This is a genomic window from Nonomuraea sp. B19D2 (assembly GCF_040137845.1).
Lineage (GTDB): Bacteria > Actinomycetota > Actinomycetes > Streptosporangiales > Streptosporangiaceae > Nonomuraea.
The window spans coordinates 1-18,933 of sequence record NZ_JBEFAK010000002.1 but is presented as its reverse complement, the minus strand read 5'-3'; the positions used below and the strand labels follow the sequence as shown (position 1 = coordinate 18,933).

The following is an 18,933-nucleotide window of genomic DNA, read 5'->3' as shown; positions in this document are numbered from 1 at the left end:
GTGGAGACGATCCGCGGCGTGCTGAGCCGCCTCGCCGAGCGCCCCGCTCTGGAGTACGGCGCGGAGGTGTGGACCGGTGCCGACCTGCTACGCCTCATCGAGCGGGAACCCTCAGAGCCCTGGGATGAGGGCACGCCGGCCGCCGTTCTGGCGATGGTGGACGGGCTGGCGGACGGACCGGACGACGGCGACCCGTCCACCATCCTCACGGCCTTGGGCGATGCGCCGGCCCGGGTCGCGGTTCTGGCGCCTCCACGCGGCTTCGGCGGCGACGCGATGCTGGCCTCGTGGATCGCCGGAGCGAGCGTCGTGTACGGCCCAGGTCCGTGGACCCCGGCGCGGGCACTGGCATTTCTCGAACGAACGGCGGCCGACCGTGCCGTGCTGTCCGCGGCCCTGGCACGAGCCCTACCGGCGCAGCCCGCGGCGGCGATGACCGACCTGTCCGCGTTGACCAGGATCATCTGCGGCCCTGGGCCGATCACCGACGCCGAGACCAGGTCAGTCCGGGAGACATTCGCCGTGGAGCTGGTCATGACCGCTCTTCCGCAGGCTGAGGATGACGTGCGGAAGCTGGTCGGCGATACCGCCGCTGCCGCCGATCGAGAGCTGCGCGGCATCGACGTGGATGCGGCCCTCGCCGCGCTCGACCGCCTCGGCCGTACCGCCCTGCTCTCCATGCTGAACGCGCTGAGCCGCCGTGGCCTGTTCACGGCACCCGGCGACCGCTATACCGCGGACGAGATCGCCATCAGGACCTCCGTCATCCCCAGATATGAGCGGCTGCTTCGCCGCTGGCTGGCCGTGCTCACGGAAGAAGGGCTGCTGAGCAGCGATGTCGGCGGACTGCGAGCCGTACCGGCTGCGGCGGAGTACACCGACGCCACGATCGAGCGAACGTGGCGCGAGGTCGAGCAGGCGTGGCAGGCGCCGATGGGCGCGTCAGGGACCGCCGAGTACGCGAGACGGAGCGCCGAGCGGCTGCCGGAGCTGCTCAGCGGCCACTGTCATGCCGTTGGCCTGCTGTTTCCCGAAGGCCGGATGGACCTCGCGGAATCCCAGTACCGGGAGAACCTCGCCGGCAGATATCAGCATCGCGCGGCCGCCGCCCTGCTCGGCGGCATCGCCGCGAGGTGGCGGGAGCGGCGGCCGCTGCGAGTGCTGGAGGTCGGCGCGGGCACGGGCGCGACGACCGAGCGGATCCTGCCCGCCCTGGAGGAGGCCGACGTCGACTACTTCTACACCGATATTTCAGCTTATTTCGTTGATCAGGCGGCAGAGCGCCTGCGCGCCTACCCGTGGGTCCGTTTCGGTCGATACGACATCGATCTCGAACCGGACGTGCAGGGGTTCACGCCTGGATCGTTCGACGTCGTGATCGGCGGTGGAGTGCTCAACGCCGCCCAGGACACCGATGCCTCCGTGCGGCACCTCGCCCGGCTGCTCGACCCCGGCGGCTGGCTGGTGCTCACCGAGCCCACCGTCGAGCAGCCCTGGGTCCTGATCACGCAGGCCTTCCTCATGGCCGATGCCAGAGACGACCGGGCCGGCGCCGGCACGACCTTCCTGTCCCTGGCCCAGTGGCATGACGTGCTCGACCGCGCGGGACTGGAGCGGGTCGCCACGCTGCCAGAAGCCGGGCATCCACTCGCCCGGCTCGGCCACATGCTCTTCGCTGCTCGCACCACGTGAAGGAGACCGAAATGGACGGATTCACCGGATGGCCTGACGAATTCGCGCACCGCTACCGCGTCCGCGGCCACTGGCAGGGCCGGACCCTCGGCACGGTCCTGGGCGAGAGCGCGGACAAGTGGCCGGAACGTACGGCGCTGGTCGACGGGGACCGGCGCTGGACGTACCAGGAGCTGGACGACTGGGCGGACCGGGTGGCCGCCGGGCTCGGCGCCCGCGGCATCCGGCGGGGCGACCGGGTGCTCGTCCATCTGCCGAACGTGGCCGAGTTCGTCGCCCTGACGTTCGCGCTGTTCCGGATCGGCGCCGTGCCCGTGCTCGCGCTCCCGCCGCATCGCGAGAGCGAGATCGTCCACCTGGCCAAGCTCGCGGCGCCGGTCGCCTACGTCGTTCATGAAGATCAGCGCTCGTTGGCGCGCGCGGTGCCGGAGGTCGAGCACGTGTTCGTGGTCGGCGAGCCAGGCGAGTTCACCGCCTTCGCCGAGATCGACCGCGCCGGCGGCAGCGGGCCGGCGGGGCCGGACCCCGGTGACGTGGCCGTGCTGCTGCTGTCCGGCGGCACCACCGGCCTGCCCAAGCTGATCCCCAGGACCCACGACGACTACCACTACAACCTGCGGGCCAGTGCCGAGCTCTGCGGCCTCGACCACACCACGCGCTATCTCGCGGCACTTCCGGTGGCCCACAACTTCGCGCTGGCCTGCCCCGGCATCCTCGGCACGTTCTGGGCGGGCGGCACCGTGGTCCTGGCCACCACCGCCGACCCCGGCATCGCCTTTCCGCTGATCAGCCGCGAGCGGGTCACGATGACGGCCCTGGTCCCGCCCCTGGTCCTGGTCTGGTTGGAAGCTTTTGCCGAGGGTGGGGCGGACCTGAGCAGCCTGCGGCTGCTCCAGGCGGGAGGCGCCAGGCTCAAGGCCGAGGTGGCGCGCCGCGTCGGACCCGAGTTCGGCTGCGCCCTCCAGCAGGTGTACGGCATGGCCGAGGGCCTGCTGAACTTCACCCGCCCGGATGACCCGGCGGACATCGTGCTCGACACGCAGGGCCGCCCGCTGTCCGATGACGACGAGGTGCGGATCGTCGGCGCCGGCGGCAGACCGGTGCCGCCGGGCGAGGCGGGTGAGCTCCAGGTACGCGGCCCGTACACGATTCGCGGCTACTACCTGGCCCCCGAGCACAACGCGGTCGCCTTCACCGAGGACGGCTTCTATCGCAGCGGCGATCTCGTGCGCCGCCTGGACAGCGGGGACCTGGTGGTGGAGGGCCGGGTCAAGGATGTGATCAACCGGGGCGGTGACAAGATCCCCGTGGAGGAGGTGGAGAACCTCCTGCTGAGCCACCCGGCCGTGGACGACGTCGTCATCGTCGGCATCCCCGACGAGATCATGGGGGAGCGCAGCTGTGCCTGCGTGATCGCCCGCGGCGAAGCGCCCACTCGCAGGGATCTGGTAGCCCACCTGACCGCCTGCGGGGTGGCCGCGTTCAAGCTGCCCGATCGGGTGCGGATCGTGGAGCGGTTCCCACGTACCAGCCTGGGCAAGGTCGACCGGGCCGCCCTGGCACGGGAGGTGCGTGCATGATCGCCTACCCGTTCAACACCTTCGACGGCCTGGACCTGGCGCACGAGTACGCCGAGGCCAGGGCCACCCACGGCCTGACCAGGGTGCGGCTGCCGTTCGGCGAGCCCGCCTGGCTCGTCACCAGGTACGCCGACGCTCGCCTGGTGCTGAGCGAACGGCGCTTCAGCCGCGCCGTCGCACTGAAGCGGGATGCGCCGCGGGCACTGTCGCGCGTCCCCGGCGGGATCGTCACGATGGACCCGCCGGAGCTCACCCGGGTGCGTTCCCTGGCCGCCAAGGCGTTCACCGCCCGCCGCGTGGAACGACTGCGGCCGCACGTCCGCTCGCTCGCCGGAGAGCTGATCGACGCGATGATCGCCGCCGGGCCACCCGCTGACCTGGTGCGTGACTTCGCGCTGCCGATCCCGATCTCGGTCATCTGCGAGTTGCTGGGCGTGCCCGCCGAGGACCACGAGAAGTTCCGGGTCTGGAACGACTCGCTGTTGTCGACCAGCACGGTCGCCCCCGCCATGGGCGAGCTCGCCGCGTACATCGGCGGGCTGATCGAGCGGCGCCGCGCCCGTCCCGAGGACGATCTGATGACCGCGCTCATCGAGGCCCGGGACGTGGACGACAGGCTGTCGGAGCAGGAGCTGATGCTGCTGTGCATCGCCATCCTTGTTGCGGGTTACGAGGCGACCGCCTCGCAGATCCCCAACTTCGCCTACATCCTCCTGGACCGGCCGGCGGACTGGGCGCGGCTGCATACCGAGCCCGGACTTGTGGAAGGCGCCGTCGAGGAACTGCTGAGGTTCGTCCCGCTCGCCTCCAGCGCGATGTTCGCGCACTACGCCGTGGAAGACGTACAGGTAGGCGACACACTGGTGCGCGCCGGTGAGCCGGTGCTGGTGTCGATCGGGTCGGCGAACCGTGACGAGCTCAGGTTCGCCGAGGCCGGCACGCTCGACCTGGATCGCGCGGAGCACGCCCACCTGGCCTTCGGATACGGCCTGCACCACTGCATCGGCGCGCCCCTTGGCCGGATCGAGTTGCAGGAGGCGCTGCGCGCGCTGGTGACCCGGTTGCCCGGGTTGTGCCTGGCCGGAGACGTCGAGTGGAAGACCGAGACGTTCTTCCGCGGCCCCCGGTCGATGCCCGTCAGCTGGTGAAAGGAACCCCGATGAACAATCTGCGTGGACTGCTCGAGGACCTGCTGGGCGCACCCGGGCTGGACGAGCACGACAACCTGATCGAGCTGGGCATGGACTCGATCACGATGATGCGGCTGGCCGGCCAGTGGCGCAGGTCCGGGGCCGAGGTCCGGTTCGCCGACCTCGCCGCGAAGCCGACCCTGGCCGCCTGGCGGGACCTGCTGGCACGGCAGCCGGTGGCCGCCGCACCGGTCCATGCCGAAGTCGACGAGGCGGAGCCGTTCCCGCTGGCCCTCATGCAGCACGCCTACTGGGCAGGGCGCCAACCCGGACAGCGGCTGGGTGGCGTGGCGGCGCACTTCTACAACGAGTTCGACGGCTCGGGCGTCGATCCGGCCCGGCTGGAGCGGGCCGTACACGCGCTGACCGAGCGGCATGGGATGTTGCGCGTGCAGATCCTCGACGACGGGACGCAGCGCATCCTCGACCGCAGCCCCTGGCGAGGGCTCACGGTGCACGACCGGATCGCCCAGGACGAGCTGCGGCGGCGCCTGTCCCATCGGGCCATGGACATCGGTGCGGGCGAGGTCTTCGACGTCCAGCTCTCCTTGCTGCCGGACGGCGGCACGCGTGTGCACGTCAATCTGGACATGGTCGCGGCCGATGCGCTGAGCCTGCGGGTGTTGCTGTCCGACCTCGCCCGGCTGTACAGCGGCGAGACGATGCCGCCGCTGAGCTACAGCTATCCGCGCTACCTGGCACAGCGCTCCGCCGTACCGCAGGAGGGTGATCGCGAGCACTGGCAGCGGCGCCTACCCGACCTGCCCGCCGCCCCACAGCTTCCGGTGGCCGGGACCGGTGAGACCGCGACCGTGGTCAGGCACCACCGATGGCTGCCGCCCTCGGCAGTGCGTCGGCTGGAGCAGGCCGCCCGCGGGCACGGGCTGACCACGGCCATGGCGCTGGCCGCCGTCTTCGCCGAGACCCTGACCGCTTGGAGCGCCGAACCCCGCTTCCTGCTCAACCTGCCGCTGTTCGACAGGGAGCCGCTGCATCCGGAGATCGAGTCGCTGGTCGGTGATTTCACCTCCTCCGTCCTCCTCGAATGGGACGGCGGCGTGCCAGGATCCTTCGCAGAAAGGGCGCGCCGGCTGCAGGAGCGTTTCCACACCGACGTCGCGCACAGCGGCTACTCGGGGGTCGAGGTCCTGCGCGATCTGTCGCGGCTCCACGGTGAACAGGTGCTCGCGCCGGTGGTGTACACCAGCGCGCTCGGGCTGGGCGAGCTGTTCGCCCCCGAGGTCACCGGCTGCTTCGGCGAACCGTCGTGGATCATCTCCCAAGGCCCGCAGGTCTGGCTGGACGCCCAGGTCACCGAGCTCAACGGTGGGCTGCTGGTCAACTGGGACGTCAGGCAGGACGCGTTCACACCCGGCGTCCCCGACGCGATGTTCGCCGCTTACGGCCGGCTCCTCGACCGCCTGCTGGCCGATGAGAGCGCCTGGTCCGAGCCGGTCCCCGCGCTGCTGCCCCCGGAGCAGACCCAGGTGCGGCAGCAGGTCAACGCGACCAGGGCCCCCTTCGAAGGCCGCCGCCTGCACGACGGCTTCTTCACCCACGCCGCAGCCGAGCCCGACGCACCCGCCCTGCTGTGGGATCACGATGGCGTGATGACCTACGGTGAGCTGGCTGCGCGGGCTCTCGAAGTCGCCGGGCACCTGAAGGCTGAAGGGGCCGGAGACCTCGTCGCCATCTCACTGCCCAAGGGGCCGTCCCAGGTCGTCGCCGTGCTGGGCGTGCTGGCCGCGGGCGCCGCGTACCTGCCCATCGGTGTGGACCAGCCATCGGCACGCCGACGGCGCATCCTCGACGCGGCAGGCGTCCGGTACGTTCTCGACTCGGTGGACGTCACCGCGGAGCCCCTGGCCGCACCGGCCGACGGCGCCGACCTGGCATACGTCCTGTACACGTCCGGCTCCACGGGGGAGCCGAAAGGTGTCGAGATCACGCACGCCGCCGCCATGAACACGATCGACGATCTCAACGACCGCTTCGGCGTCGGGTCCGGCGACCGGACCCTGGCCCTGTCAGCGCTTGAGTTCGACCTGTCCGTCTATGACCTCTTCGGGCCGCTGTCCGTGGGCGGCGCGGTCATCTGCGCCAGCGACGGCGGTCGTCGCGACGCCACCACCTGGGTCGAACTGCTCCGGACGCATCGAGGCACCGTGCTCAACTGCGTGCCCGCGCTGCTCGACATGCTGCTCACCGTCGCCGACCCCGGACAGGAACTGCCTCTGCGGCTGGTGCTGCTCGGCGGCGACTGGGTGGGCCTGGATCTGCCCGGCCGCCTCTCCGCCGCCGCACCCGGCTGCCGGTTCGTCGCGCTCGGTGGCACCACCGAGACCGCGATCCACTCCACCGTCCAGGAAGTGAGCCACGTGCCCGCGCACTGGACCTCCATCCCGTACGGCACGCCGCTGCGCAATGTCACCTGCAGAGTGGTGGATCCGCTGGATCGCGACTGCCCCGACTGGGTGGCGGGGGAGTTGTGGATCGGCGGCGCCGGGGTGGCGCGCGGCTATCGCGGCGACCCGGACCGCACCGCCGACCGGTTCGTGGAATTCGAGGAGGCTCGCTGGTACCGCACGGGTGACCGGGCGCGGTACTGGCCCGACGGCACGCTGGAATTCCTCGGCCGTGCCGACCACCAGGTCAAGATCCGCGGACACCGGATCGAGCTGGGTGAGATCGAGGCCGCGCTGACCGCTCACCCGGACGTCGCGCAGGGCGTCGCGGTGGTCTCGGACAGCCGCCGGCTCGCCGCCGCGGTCACCGGACGGCCCGACGTCGCGGGGCTGCGGGAGTTCCTCGCCGACCGGCTGCCCGCCCCGATGCTGCCGGACGTGATCGCCGTGCTGCCCGCCTTGCCGCTCACCCCGAACGGCAAGATCGACCGGGCCACGCTCCGCCGTACGATCGCCGAGCACAGCGTCGAAGCCCCGCGACGCACGCCTCCCGTCGGCGAGATCGAAGGCCGCGTGGCCGCGGCTTGGGCCGAGATCCTCCAGGTGCCGGAGATCGGCAGGGAACACGACTTCTTCGCCCTCGGCGGCGATTCGCTGCTCGCCACCCGGCTCATCAGCCGCCTGCGCGCGGACGGCCTGTCCGGGGTGTCGCTCAGCGCCCTGTTCGCCCACCCCGTGCTGTGCGACTTCGCCGCCAACCTGGACACCGCCCAGCGTAGGGAGCCCAAGGCGCTGACCGCCGACCCGGCGAACCGGTACGAACCCTTCCCGCCGACAGAGGTGCAACGTGCCTACTGGCTCGGCAGGGGCGACGACTTCGTCCTGGGCGGGACCGGCTGCCACTTCTACCGCGAATACGACGTCGACGACCTCGACCTGCCCCGTCTCGAGAGGGCCGTCAACAAGCTCGTCCAGCGCCATGAGATGCTCCGCGCCGTCTTCGACGAGCACGGCGACCAGCGCATCCTGCCCGAGGTGCCGTGGTTCTCCGTCGCCGAGCCGGCCGACCTGCGCGAGACCATGTCGCACACGGTGTTCGACCCGGCCACGTGGCCGTTGTTCGCGATCGGTGTGACACGCGACGGGGACCGGACCCGGCTGGGCATCGGCGTGGACAACCTCATCCTGGACGCGCTGAGCATCCTCACCTTCTACGCCGAGCTCGCCACGCTTTATGACAACCCGGACGCGGAGCTGCCGCCGGTGGAGGCGTCCTTCCGCGACTACGTGCTGGCCACCGAGCCGCCCTCCGAGGCGTCGGTCGCCTACTGGCGCTCCCACCTGCCCTCCTTGCCGCCGGCCCCCAGACTCCCGCTGGCCAAGGACCCGGCCGAGGTGACGCGTCCCCGCTTCAGCAGGCGTGCCGCCATCATTCCCGACACGTTGATCGCGCGCGCCCGGAGCCACGGGCTGACCCCGTCCGCGGTCCTGCTGGCCGCCTACGCCGAGGTGCTCGGGCGGTGGAGCGCCCGCCCCGACCTGACGCTCAACCTCACCCTGTTCGACCGCAAGGACGTGCACCCGCACATCGACCGCGTGCTCGGCGACTTCACCTCGCTGCTTCTGGTCCCCTACGAGCCGGAGCCGGGCGAAACCTGGCTCGATCGGGCTCGGCGGGTGCAGCGGCGGCTCTGGCAGGCGATCGACCACCGGGACGTGTCGACTGTGTGGATGCTGCGGGAGCTGGCCAGGATCACCGCTGATCCTTCGGTGACCATGCCCGTGGTGTTCACCAGCGCGCTGGGGATCGGCGCGCAAGGCGATGGCACTCTCCTCGGCAAGCAGGTGTACGGCTTGTCGCAAACCCCGCAAGTCTGGCTTGACTACCAGGTCACCGAGGTCGACGGCGGGATCCAGGTGAACTGGGACGCCGTGGACGAGCTGTTCCCGCCCGGCGTGCTCGACGCGATGTTCGAGGCGCACCGCTCGCTGCTGGACTGGCTGGCGACGGGCGAGTGGTCCCGGTCTGTGCCTGACCTCCTGCCGGCCGTCCAGCAAGAGGTCCGGGCAACGGTGAACGCGACCAGAGCAGCGGTGCCCGGCCGGCCGCTGCACGCGGAGTTCTTCCGCCGCGCCGACGCCGAGCCGGGGCGCGTCGCCGTACAGTCCCGCGAAGACGGCACGATCGCCTACGGCGAGCTGGCGGAGCGCGCTCGGCGGCTGGCGGCCGACCTGCGATCACGGGGCGCGCAGCCGGGCGAGGCGGTCGCGATCACCCTGCCCAAGGGCTCCGACCAGGTCACCGCCGTACTCGGCGTGCTGGAAGCGGGCTGCGCCTACGTGCCCATCGGGATCGACCAGCCGCCGGCTCGCCGGGAGCGAATCCTACGGCTGGCGGACGCACGCTTTCGGATACTTCCCGATTTTTCGCTTGAAGTTGTGGATGTGGCGCCAGTGATCACGCCCGGCCTCGCGTACGTGATCTTCACCTCCGGCTCCACGGGCGAGCCCAAGGGCGTGGAGATCACCCACCGATCGGCCGTGAACACGGTCACCGACCTCAACGAACGCTTCACGGTCGGCCCCGGCGACCGGGTGCTCGCGGTGTCCGCCCTGGATTTCGACCTGTCCGTGTACGACATCTTCGGCCCGCTGTCCGCCGGAGGCAGCATCGTCACCATCCCCGAAGACGCCCGGCGGGATGCCCGCACCTGGTTGGAACTGGTCGAGAAGCACCAGGTGACGATCTGGAACACGGTCCCCGCACTGCTCGACATGCTGCTGACGGTCGGCAGGCCACGCTCCCTACGCCTGGCCCTGCTGTCGGGCGACTGGGTGGGCCTCGACCTTCCCGGCCGGCTCTCCGCCGCCAACCCGGGCTGCCGCTTCGTCGCCCTCGGCGGCGCGACCGAGGCCGCTATCTGGTCCAACTTCACCGAGGTCGACGAGGTGGACCCTGCCTGGCGCTCGATCCCGTACGGCCGGCCCCTGCGCAACCAGCGTTTCCGGGTGGTGGACCCCCTGGGCAGGGACTGCCCCGACTGGGTGACAGGGGAGCTGTGGATCGGCGGCGAGGGCGTGGCCCGAGGTTACCGGGGTTCGCCCGACCTCACGGCCGCGCAGTTCGTCCTGGCGGGCGGAGAGCGCTGGTACCGTACCGGCGATCTGGGCCGCTACTGGCCGGACGGCACTCTGGAGTTCCTGGGCCGCGCCGACCAGCAGGTGAAGATCCGCGGACACCGCATCGAACTGGGCGAGATCGAAGCCGCGCTGCGGGACGCCCCCGGCGTGGAGCATGCGGTGGCCGCCGTGTCGGACGGCCGCATCGTCGCCGCCGTGGTGCCGGAAGGGATCGACCTCGACACGGTACGAGCACACGCCGCGACCCGTCTGCCTGAGCACATGCGTCCCGATCTGATCGCCGCCCTGCCGCGGCTGCCCCTGAGCGTCAACGGCAAGGTGGACAGGTCCGCCGTCGCCAGGCTTTCGGCGCCTGCCGCGCCCATCGAGCCGCCGCGAGGGGAATTGGAGGAAGCAGTCGCCGAGATCTGGATGGACCTGCTCGATCTCGGAGAAGTCGGCCGCCGCCAAAGCTTCTTCGCGCTCGGTGGCGACAGCCTGCAGTCCACCCGGCTCCTCGAGACACTCCGACGGAGTTTCGGTGTGACCATCGGGCTGCGCGAGTTCTTCGCCGAGCCCACCGTGGAATCGATCGCCCGAGCCATCGGCGCAGTGGAGGAAGGCATCTTGTGACCCTTCGTTGTTCCCGCTCGTGGACGACCATGGTGCCTGGGCGAACGGTAACGCAGAGGAAACAGCAGGACTGATTTCCTGACGCAGGTCTCTGCCCGGACTCTCCTGCGCCGCGAGGGGCCGGGCAGATCCGCTGAAATCGCCAAGACCTCAGGAGCCGACCATGCACCAAGAAGACACCGCCTTGGGACTGGATCGACGACAGTTCCTGCAACGCACGGGGCTGGCCGCCGGCGTGGGCGCGGCGCTGCCGCTGCTGGGCATGGCTGGCGCAGGCGCCATGGCGGCCGCTTCGTCGTCCGCCGACGACCCCGACCAGCTGTTCAAGGACGGCCAGTTCAAGCGCGCCGAGCAGGGCTACCGGCGCCGGCTCAAGGAGAGCGCCGACAACGCGCACGCGGCCGCGCAGATCGGCTACATCGCTCTGCTGTCCAACCGGTTCGCCGACGCCGAGAAGTTTCTCAAGCGGGCCGTCGCTCTGAAGCCCGACGACGAGTTCTCCCTCTACCAGCTCGCGGACTGCTACGTCCGCCAGGACAGGCTGCCGGAGGCCGTACCCTGGCTGCGCAAGCGCGGCGAACTGACCGGCTCGCCGACCGACCTCGCCCACGCCAAGCTGTACGAGACGATCCGCGGCACCCCCTGGCAGGTGCACGGCCCGCAGCGCACCAGGATCCCGTTCCTCGGGCTCGAACCCCTGCCGCACATGATGATCTCCATCAACGGGACCCAGCCGCGGATCTTCCAGCTCGACACGGGAGCGACGACGGCCGGCCTCAGCATGCAGCTGGCGAAGGAGGCCGGCCTGGAGGTGATCTCCGAGAGCAGGGGCAGCGCCGACGGGCAGCAGTTCACGATGTACTACGGCATCGCCAAGTCGGTACGCATCGGCGACCTCGAGGTCCGCAACGCGCCCGTCCACTGGAACGAGGCCGACCGGCCGGACCTGCCCGACGGCACCGAGGCGCACGGCACCATCGGCACGGTGCACTTCTACCATTTCCTGACCACCATGGACTACGGCCACCAGCAGTTCGTCCTGCGCCGCAAGACCGAGGCCAACCTGCGCAGATTCCGCGCCGAGGTCGCCCGGCTCAAGGGCGACGTCCTGCCGCTGTGGCTGGCCAAAGACCACTTCCCCTGCACGCTCGGCTCGCTCAACGACTTCGGACTGTCCTCCAAGGAGCGCGCAAGACCTCACGCAAGGTGAACAACGCACGCGCCAGCACGTGACTCACATGTGTCTCACCGTGACTCACGATCAGACGACTCGACTACGGAATGGCGGGAAACCGCAGGTCGGAGTGGTAGGGCGCCCGGGGCTCGAACCCGGAACCTACGGATTAAAGTGCCGTTCTCCTGATCCAGCCCTTGTAGGCTGCGGCGTCGGTCCACACCCCGGGTCCGACGCAGTTCGGGTTGGTCTTCTCGTCACCGTCGCGGCTGGTGACGCCGACCAGCTCCCAGCGTGCACTGATCTTGCGCACCATGGGGCCGCCGGAGTCGAGCATGCAGCTCTGGGCCTTTTGGGTGGGGTGTTCAGAGCAGATGTCGCCCGCTGCGTCGATGCCCGTGCATCGGTTGTCGGGGACGATCTCGCTGTCCAGCTCCTGCAGGGTGACCGGCGGCTCCGGGCAGTCGTTTCCGTCTTCGCAGGTCATGCCCCAGCCCAGGAGACGGATCGGGGTTCTAGGAGCGCCGGACCCGGCGGCGATCCTGATCGGCGCCTCCCGGACCGGCCAGTCCAGCTTGAGGAGTGCGATGTCGTGCCGCAGGTCGTTCGGGTCGGCGGTGTAGTCGGGGTGCCTGACGATCTTCGTGATGCGGCGCACGCTGCCGCCCTTCTCGACGTTGGTGCCGCCGACCTTGGCGCTGACCTGGCCGACCGGGACGTGCGAGCAGTGTCCCGCCGTCACCACCCACTGCGGAGCGACGAGCGTGCCCCCGCAGTAGTGCACTCCCTTGCCATCGCGCAGGGTCACGGTGAAGGAATAGTTGTCGGTAGCGTCGCGCCCACCGATGATCGCGCTCGCCGGTGGCGCCATCGCCGCAGCGAGGACCGCCGCGCCCCCGACCACCCCCGCGAGTGTCAGGCCCCGCGCCCGGCCGCGCCCGGCCCAGTCGCCGCGCTTGCTGAAGATGCTGGTGAGTCCGCGTAGTTCGATCATGCCGTCAACGGTCGCGAATCTGGCGGCCGGGAACATCGGAGCACGGTCTGGTATGGGTCTCATACCGTGGTCTGAGCCGGAGCCGGGTAGGCACGGGCTAGCGTTCCGCCATGACCCATGATCTCCAGCCTCCGCTGCTGTTGAGGATGCGGCCCGTGTTCCAGCTCCTCGGCGACCTGGCGATCGCCGTGTTCCTGACGTTCTTCGCCGTGGTGGACACCATCGAACAGATGCCACAGGACGGGAGGGTCGAGCCGCTGCCCATCCTCGCCGGAGTTCTCATGGGGCTGCCGTTGGCGGTCCGCCGCCGCCGGCCCGTTCTGGTGCTGGCGGTCGTGGCCGGAACCAGCATGCTGGCAGTGGCCTTGCAGTGGGTGCCACCCCACGCGGCCTTCGTGCCCGACCTGCTCCTCGTCTTCGCGATCTACCCGGTGGCCGTGACGGCGCCGTCCCGCCGTGCCGTGGCCGCGCTCGTCCTGTCCGTGGGTGGGATCTCCGCGGCGGTCCTCTTCGCGGTGGCGCTGGAGCCGCGGCCGGACTGGGGCAGGTCGCTACCCATGCTGGTCACCCAGATGATCATTCCGGTCGCGGTGTGGGTGGTGGGACGCGCGGTGCGCGCCCGCCGGGACCACGAGGCGCGGGCCGCCCAGCAGGTGCTGACCGACGAGCGGCTGCGCATCGCGCGCGACCTGCACGACGGCGTCGCGCACAGCCTGAGCCTGATCACCGTGCAGGCGTCCGTGGCCCTCCACGTCGGCGACGAGCGGCCCGAGGAGGCCCGCTCCGCCCTGACCGTCATCGAGGCCAGCAGCCGCGAGGCCGCCCGGGAGCTGCGGCGCATGCTCGGCCTGCTGCGCGCCGTTGACGAGGATCCGCAGGGCGCCGCGCAGCTGGAGCCGGCGCCGACCGCCGACCGGCTGGCCGAGCTCGCGGACCACGCGACCTCCGCCGGGGCCCCGGTCGACCTGCGGATCGGTGACGGGCTCGACACCATCCCGGCTACCATCGGGCTCGCGGCCTACCGCATCGTGCAGGAGTCCCTGACCAACGTGATCAAGCATGCCGCTCCGGCGCGCTGCGTGGTGCGGGTCGACAGGACGGACAATGCCATGGAGATCGAAGTGACCGACGACGGCCGCCGGGCTCCGACCGGCCACCCCCCGGGCCACGGGCTGATCGGCATGCGCGAACGCGTCGCCGTCTACGGGGGCGAGTTCACCGCCGGGCCACTGGCCGGCCGCGGGTTCCGGGTCCACGCGAGGCTCCCCCTGGAGGGGGTGCCCACGTGACCGGCGTCCGGGTGCTGATCGCCGACGACCAGCAATTGCTCAGGGCGAGCTTCGCGGTGCTGATCGGCACCACCCCCGGGCTGGAGGTCGTCGGCGAGGCCGGAAACGGGCTGCAGGCCGTCGAGCAGGCCACCACGCTGCGGCCGGACGTCGTGCTGATGGACATCCGGATGCCCGAACTCGACGGGATCGAGGCGACCCGGCGGATCTGCGGGGAACCGGCGACCGCGGGCGTGAGGGTGCTGATCCTGACCACCTTCGACCTGGACGCCTACGTCTTCTCAGCGCTGCGCGCGGGCGCCAGCGGGTTCCTGCTCAAGGACACCCCGCCCGGCGACCTGCTCTCCGCGATCCGGGTCGTGGCAGGCGGCGAGGCGCTGCTCGCGCCCTCCGTGACCCGGCGCCTCATCGGGGAGTTCGCCCGGCAGCCGCAACCTCGGCAGCGGTCGGCCCGCTCCCTGAACGGCATCACGGCACGGGAACGCGAGGTGCTCAAGCTCATCGGCCAGGGGCTGTCCAACACCGAGATCACCGAACACCTCATCGTCAGCATGGCCACCGTGAAAACCCACATCGGCCAGTTGCTGGCCAAGTTACACGCCCGCGACCGCGCCCAGCTGGTGATCGCCGCCTACGAGAGCGGCCTGGTCACCGTGGGCTAGCTGTACTGACCACAGAGGTTAGATACAGGGCGACCCGGCACGCGCTGATTGCCTCCCGGCTCGCGCCCACAGTGGAGGCACGGGGCCGTCGATGACCCGGCTGCTCAATCTCAACGGCATCCCCCAGCACGTGGCCTTCGCCCCCAGGGGGCGGCTCATGGCGACAGGCGGCGCGGAGCCCGGCGACCCGGCGCTCCGGCTCTGGCGAATCGCCGACGACAGCAAACCCGCCCTGCTGGGCCGGCCGCGCATGGGCCCTGTCCGCGCACTCGTCTTCAGTCCGGATGGCCACACCCTCGCCGCCAGTAGCATGGACGGCACCCTCCGACTGTGGAGCGTCACCGACCCGGCGAAGGTGGCTCAGCTTTCCCAGACGGCCGCCCCTTCAGGTGGCCGAGACCGTCCACCAGAACTGATAAGCACGCATCGGATAAAAAAGGCCCCTTTGTTTCGGCCCTTGTCAGGGATGGGATGGATGCGCGTCCAGGTCGACCAGATTGCGATCCGGGTCGGCAGGGTCGTACAGCACACGAACGCGGGTTTGGCCTCGCAGACGAGGGCCCGGGTCGTCGCGGAGGTAGTCACTGGCTGCGGTGTATGTCCGGCCCGTCCGCTCGTCCTGCCACGTCGCATGGACAACGTAGGGGTGTCGGTTGTTCACCCGCACGGTGAAGTCGCGTCCCACATGCTCGATCTCTGCCCATACTTGCTGGCCCTGCTTCCATAGCCAGGCTCGCAGCCGAGTGATCCGACGTCCTTTGACGAACAAGACCGCACCAATCGGTGTGAACACCACGCCCAGTCCGCCGACGATCAGCGGAGCGAGGAACGCTGACCAGAACGACGCAATCCGCGCGTTGGACGGATCGTCCGGGTCGTAGGCGACGGGTACGCCTTCGCCCTTCTTGTAGGCCGGTGGGTTGCTGCCAGTGGAGCCTTGAAACGAGTACCGCCTGCCGTCGACGGTGAACTCCACAGTCGGGTACCACGACGTGTTGCTGCGGGTATGGCCGTCGGAACTCCGTGTCGTGGTGGTCCGTGCGGTCATCGCGACCACGCTACCGTCGGTCCGTTGGGCCGAGGCGAGGAGGCTCGCCGTAGAGGCGGCCAAGGCAATGCCGACGCAGAGCAGCACCAGCCCGATCAGACCGAAAATTCCGCCGACGATGGTAAAGAGCCGTCCGCTGTGCATGGGACGAGTCTGCCAACACGGCGCGATGAATGGTTCATCGGGATCGCGAAGTACGACGGTGTCTTCCAACTCGGCGCCACCCGGGATGAGGTCGCCAAGGCGTGGGATGCGACGATCGCTGACCTTCGCCGGGCACCCGGGGGCCAGGTGGGGCCGCACGAGTTCATCTCGGTAACGTTCGGTTCGATGTACAGCGAGAGCGATTGGATCGGCCTGGCTCAGGCGATCAGCGACTTCGTGGTCAAGGGCGACGACACAGTGCTGATCGAGCAAGCCGCTCCGGCTATCGCGCCGGAGGTGGAGAATCAGACTGCCTCCTGCAACGCGGTGACTTGCGTCGACGCTCCCTGGCCCAAGGACCTGGCGGTGTGGGAGCGGGACGCCGCCGAACAGCACGCGAAGTATCCGTTCGCCGCGCGGTACAACCAACTGCTCAACGGGGGCTGTGCCACGTGGCCGGTGGGCAGCGAGACCCGGGTGACGCCTCTCGGCAAGGGTCTCCCGCCGATCCTCATGTTCGCCAAGTCGGCGACCCGTCCACGCCGTACGCCGGTGCCGTCAGGGTGCATCAGGCGCTGCCCTCCTCGCGCCTGGTGACCGTGAAGTCGGACAAGCACTGTGAGTTCGTCAACACGCGGCAACGGGCGGGATGGCTGCTGGAGAACCAGCCGCTGGCCCCCGCGGATCGCGGTGCAAGAAACCGGGAATGGCAGCTGGCCTGACGTGCGCATGGGACCCGGCCCGCCAAGAACTGCCAAGAGTGCCTGCACCGAGAAACGCACAGCTATCGACGCCGCCTCTTCTCCACGTCGGCGAGGATGCGGCGGGCGTTGCTGACGAAACGCTCGTGCGACTTCAGCACGGCGTCGAACCGGTCGGCGTGCTCGTCGAGCATCTTCGTCTGGATGCGCTTCTCGGCGGCCGCGCGGGTGGGGATGAGACGGGTCTGCTGTTTGCAGCGCACGTCGGCGGTGGCCACGGCGCGTTCTGCAGGGGAGACGCGGGGTGCGTCCAGGTTCCAGCGCCGGTCCTCCACGGTATCCTGTGGCGTTCGGTAGTTGTAGCCGCCTTCGTGCATGCAACTGCTCCAGGCCGTGATGGCCCGCGCCACGGCCGGGTCTTCCGCGGATTGGTCGACCGCCTGGTGCTCCATCCCGGTGAACCATGAGCGGTGCCGGTCATCGACGCCCTTCCGCAAGGCGGCGCTCGCCTCGTCCACGCACCCGCCACGGTCGAACAGCGCTGCTTTCTGGTCATCGCCCAACCGGTCGGTCCAGACCGCCTCCGCGGCCTTGGCCTGGGCGCTCTCGGGCGTGTCGGGGACGTGGTAGCCGTAGCGATCGGCGGCGTCGGAGTCGGCCAGGCCGTAGCGGCGGGCGTTGCCTGAAAGCAACGGGTGCTCGCGGGCCGCCTGGCGTGGCCACGTCCAGGAGTAGCCCTTGGCGGCCATACACTCGCGCATGAGGGCGATCTGCGCCGCGTCGATGGTGGTGATGTCCTCGGCGCCGGCCTTGTAGGAATCGAAGGGGAGGACGATCGTCGCCCGAAACGGCGTCACCCGGCTCGGAACCTCGGCAGCGGTGCCGCAAGCGGCGACCGATGCGACGATGGGCAGCAGAATCGCTGCCGCGGAGAAAACGGAATTCGCTCCCTTGGACATGATCGCCTCTCCAGAAGGCGGCCGGGCTGCCTCTCCGTACCTGCCGGGAGGCGGCCTGGCCGCTCAGATTCCGCTATCAGGGCACGTAAATCGAGCTCGCCTCGTTGTCCTCGATGGGGTCGTTTGACAGTTTGCCGTCGTCCCATTCGGAGCCCGGAAGGAACGCGTCAGGGGTACCGGACCATCCGGAGTCCTGGTAGAGGATGATGGTCTTACCGGTTCTGTTCCGGATCGAGCTGGTCTCGTCGTTCATGCCGTCGCCGCTGTCATTTCCCCCGTGATCCCGCCAGTTGAAATCGCTGAAATTGCTCTTGCTCTCCTTGAAGTTTCGCCAGTGGTCGCCGGAGACGCCCTTGTCCCTGTTGAAGTCCTCGTTCTCGTAGAGGCAGACCCAGCCGCCACTGCACTTGCCGTCCGGATCCGCGGACGCCGGTGCTCCCCAGGCGAGGACCCCGGCACTCGTTGCGGCTGCGGTGATCGCGATCGTCACGAATAGGCTTCTAATTTTCATTGACGGCTCCTTTTTGACGCTTTATTGGCGGTACGCCAACTGTAGAGGAGATTATCAATGATGGCTGGAAGTGGCCTTAGCATGGAGTGCACACTTCGTTGGCATTGGGTCTAGTGAGCCGGTCTTGAGTACCAGGGGCACCACATGAATGAGTCTTGTTTCAGATGGCTCGCATGATGGTGATGGGGTCTGCTGGAGGAATGGCAGACACCAGGCTGGAACCGGTGGCGTTGTCCGGGGACGAGCGGCTGATCCTAGAGGGCTGGGCCCGCCGCCGGACGACCGCGCAAGGGTAGGCGGTGCGGGCTAAGATCGTGCTGGCCTTCGCCAAAGGCGGTAGCAATGGGGCGGTGGCGGCGCGTTTAGGCTTGATCGCAAGACGGTGGCCCGCTGGCGCAGCCGGTTCCTGCGTGATCGGCTGGACGGGCTGTCCGATGAGCCCCGCCCCGGGGTGTCGCGTACCATCACCGACGCTCAGGTGGAGGAGGAGGACTTCAAGATCTCCACCGATCCGCTGCCGCGCTCAATACCGCCACCGGCAAGGTGATCGGCAAGCTGCCAGCGCGCCATCGTGCCATCGACTTCCGCGACTTCCTCAATGAGATCGACCGCCATGTTGAGCCCGGCGTGCCGGTCCACCTCATCTGCGACAATGTGAACTCGCTGGTCTGGGATACCGCGTTGGTCCATCCACTGTGTGGCTCTGTTGAACGACTTTGAAGATGCCGATGTAGTGGGCGGAGTACGGCATCCTGTCTGCCGACAAGATCGGATGCATGCTCCGGGGAGCCGGGGAGTTCGTCGGCGGCGGCACCTTGCCGACGGAGGGCA

14 protein-coding genes, 1 tRNA gene and 2 pseudogenes are annotated in these 18,933 nt (G+C 69.5%); 12 read left to right on the top strand and 5 right to left on the bottom strand.

Annotation, left to right across the window (positions count from 1 at the left end):
• The 5 genes from ABN273_RS03745 (at position 1) to ABN273_RS03725 (ending at position 11,830) form a co-directional block, all read left to right on the top strand.
• Positions 1–1,692, top strand: coding sequence for a class I SAM-dependent methyltransferase (locus ABN273_RS03745; RefSeq protein WP_349447194.1), 1,692 nt, complete (start codon positions 1–3; stop codon positions 1,690–1,692).
• 11 nt (positions 1,693–1,703) lie between these two features.
• Positions 1,704–3,272 carry a (2,3-dihydroxybenzoyl)adenylate synthase gene (locus ABN273_RS03740; protein WP_349447193.1) on the top strand — a complete coding sequence of 523 codons (1,569 nt, stop codon included), beginning with the start codon at positions 1,704–1,706 and terminating at the stop codon, positions 3,270–3,272.
• Complete coding sequence (locus ABN273_RS03735) at positions 3,269–4,420, top strand: cytochrome P450 (RefSeq protein ID WP_349447192.1); 1,152 nt, start codon at positions 3,269–3,271, stop codon at positions 4,418–4,420. Before ABN273_RS03740 ends, ABN273_RS03735 begins: the two co-directional genes overlap by 4 nt.
• An 11-nt stretch (positions 4,421–4,431) precedes the next feature.
• The gene (locus ABN273_RS03730; RefSeq protein ID WP_349447191.1) at positions 4,432–10,620 is read left to right on the top strand and encodes a non-ribosomal peptide synthetase; all 6,189 of its coding nucleotides are present in this window, start codon (positions 4,432–4,434) and stop codon (positions 10,618–10,620) included.
• Positions 10,621–10,783: 163 nt separating this feature from the next.
• Positions 10,784–11,830 carry a tetratricopeptide repeat protein gene (locus ABN273_RS03725; protein WP_349447190.1) on the top strand — a complete coding sequence of 349 codons (1,047 nt, stop codon included), beginning with the start codon at positions 10,784–10,786 and terminating at the stop codon, positions 11,828–11,830.
• 95 nt (positions 11,831–11,925) lie between these two features.
• On the opposite strand, the gene ABN273_RS03720 is transcribed toward ABN273_RS03725, so the two are convergent.
• Together ABN273_RS03720 and ABN273_RS03715 are read right to left on the bottom strand one after the other, a co-directional pair.
• Positions 11,926–11,992, bottom strand: a tRNA-Lys gene (locus tag ABN273_RS03720).
• Positions 11,964–12,788, bottom strand: coding sequence for a S1 family peptidase (locus tag ABN273_RS03715; protein ID WP_349447189.1), 825 nt, complete (start codon positions 12,786–12,788; stop codon positions 11,964–11,966). The genes ABN273_RS03720 and ABN273_RS03715 overlap by 29 nt, the downstream gene beginning before the upstream one ends.
• 110 nt (positions 12,789–12,898) lie before the next feature.
• Here ABN273_RS03715 and ABN273_RS03710 point away from each other — a divergent pair, with 110 nt between their 5' ends.
• The 3 genes and pseudogenes from ABN273_RS03710 to ABN273_RS59390 all read left to right on the top strand — a co-directional run.
• A complete protein-coding gene (locus ABN273_RS03710; protein ID WP_349447188.1) occupies positions 12,899–14,077 on the top strand; it encodes a sensor histidine kinase in 1,179 nt (392 codons plus the stop codon).
• Positions 14,074–14,739: a response regulator gene (locus ABN273_RS03705; RefSeq protein ID WP_349447187.1), complete on the top strand. Its 666-nt coding sequence runs from the start codon at positions 14,074–14,076 to the stop codon at positions 14,737–14,739. The genes ABN273_RS03710 and ABN273_RS03705 overlap by 4 nt, the downstream gene beginning before the upstream one ends.
• Positions 14,740–14,830: 91 nt before the next feature.
• A pseudogene (locus ABN273_RS59390) lies at positions 14,831–15,064 on the top strand (WD40 repeat domain-containing protein); the annotation flags it as partial.
• A gap of 135 nt (positions 15,065–15,199) precedes the next feature.
• On the opposite strand, the gene ABN273_RS03700 reads toward ABN273_RS59390, so the two are convergent.
• A complete protein-coding gene (locus tag ABN273_RS03700; protein ID WP_349447186.1) occupies positions 15,200–15,931 on the bottom strand; it encodes a DUF3592 domain-containing protein in 732 nt (243 codons plus the stop codon).
• Here ABN273_RS03700 and ABN273_RS03695 point away from each other — a divergent pair.
• Together ABN273_RS03695 and ABN273_RS59385 are read left to right on the top strand one after the other, a co-directional pair.
• Complete coding sequence (locus ABN273_RS03695) at positions 15,926–16,528, top strand: hypothetical protein (RefSeq protein WP_349447185.1); 603 nt, start codon at positions 15,926–15,928, stop codon at positions 16,526–16,528. The genes ABN273_RS03700 and ABN273_RS03695 overlap by 6 nt on opposite strands.
• On the top strand, positions 16,495–16,653 hold the full coding sequence (locus ABN273_RS59385; protein ID WP_502910931.1) for a hypothetical protein: 159 nt from the start codon (positions 16,495–16,497) through the stop codon (positions 16,651–16,653). The genes ABN273_RS03695 and ABN273_RS59385 overlap by 34 nt, the downstream gene beginning before the upstream one ends.
• 62 nt (positions 16,654–16,715) lie before the next feature.
• On the opposite strand, the gene ABN273_RS03690 is transcribed toward ABN273_RS59385, so the two are convergent.
• On the bottom strand, positions 16,716–17,489 hold the full coding sequence (locus tag ABN273_RS03690; RefSeq protein ID WP_349447184.1) for a hypothetical protein: 774 nt from the start codon (positions 17,487–17,489) through the stop codon (positions 16,716–16,718).
• A 178-nt stretch (positions 17,490–17,667) separates the two neighbouring features.
• Entirely contained in the window at positions 17,668–18,081 is a 414-nt protein-coding gene (locus tag ABN273_RS03685; RefSeq protein ID WP_349447183.1) for a peptidase inhibitor family I36 protein, read from the bottom strand.
• A 221-nt stretch (positions 18,082–18,302) separates the two neighbouring features.
• Between ABN273_RS03685 and ABN273_RS59380 the strand changes: the two are divergent.
• Positions 18,303–18,586: pseudogene (locus ABN273_RS59380) on the top strand (helix-turn-helix domain-containing protein); the annotation flags it as partial.
• Positions 18,587–18,645: 59 nt separating this feature from the next.
• Positions 18,646–18,822: a hypothetical protein gene (locus ABN273_RS59375; protein WP_502910930.1), complete on the top strand. Its 177-nt coding sequence runs from the start codon at positions 18,646–18,648 to the stop codon at positions 18,820–18,822.
• Positions 18,823–18,933 lie beyond the last annotated feature (111 nt).

What these genes read in the sequence shown, in the direction of transcription:
- ABN273_RS03735 (WP_349447192.1), top strand. Translation starts at nt 3,269, where the DNA reads ATGATCGCCTACCCGTTCAACACCTTCGACGGCCTGGACCTGGCGCAC.
- ABN273_RS03715 (WP_349447189.1), bottom strand. Translation starts at nt 12,788, where the DNA reads ATGATCGAACTACGCGGACTCACCAGCATCTTCAGCAAGCGCGGCGAC.
- ABN273_RS03710 (WP_349447188.1), top strand. Translation starts at nt 12,899, where the DNA reads ATGACCCATGATCTCCAGCCTCCGCTGCTGTTGAGGATGCGGCCCGTG.
- ABN273_RS03740 (WP_349447193.1), top strand. Translation starts at nt 1,704, where the DNA reads ATGGACGGATTCACCGGATGGCCTGACGAATTCGCGCACCGCTACCGC.
- ABN273_RS03725 (WP_349447190.1), top strand. Translation starts at nt 10,784, where the DNA reads ATGCACCAAGAAGACACCGCCTTGGGACTGGATCGACGACAGTTCCTG.
- ABN273_RS03730 (WP_349447191.1), top strand. Translation starts at nt 4,432, where the DNA reads ATGAACAATCTGCGTGGACTGCTCGAGGACCTGCTGGGCGCACCCGGG.
- ABN273_RS03700 (WP_349447186.1), bottom strand. Translation starts at nt 15,931, where the DNA reads ATGCACAGCGGACGGCTCTTTACCATCGTCGGCGGAATTTTCGGTCTG.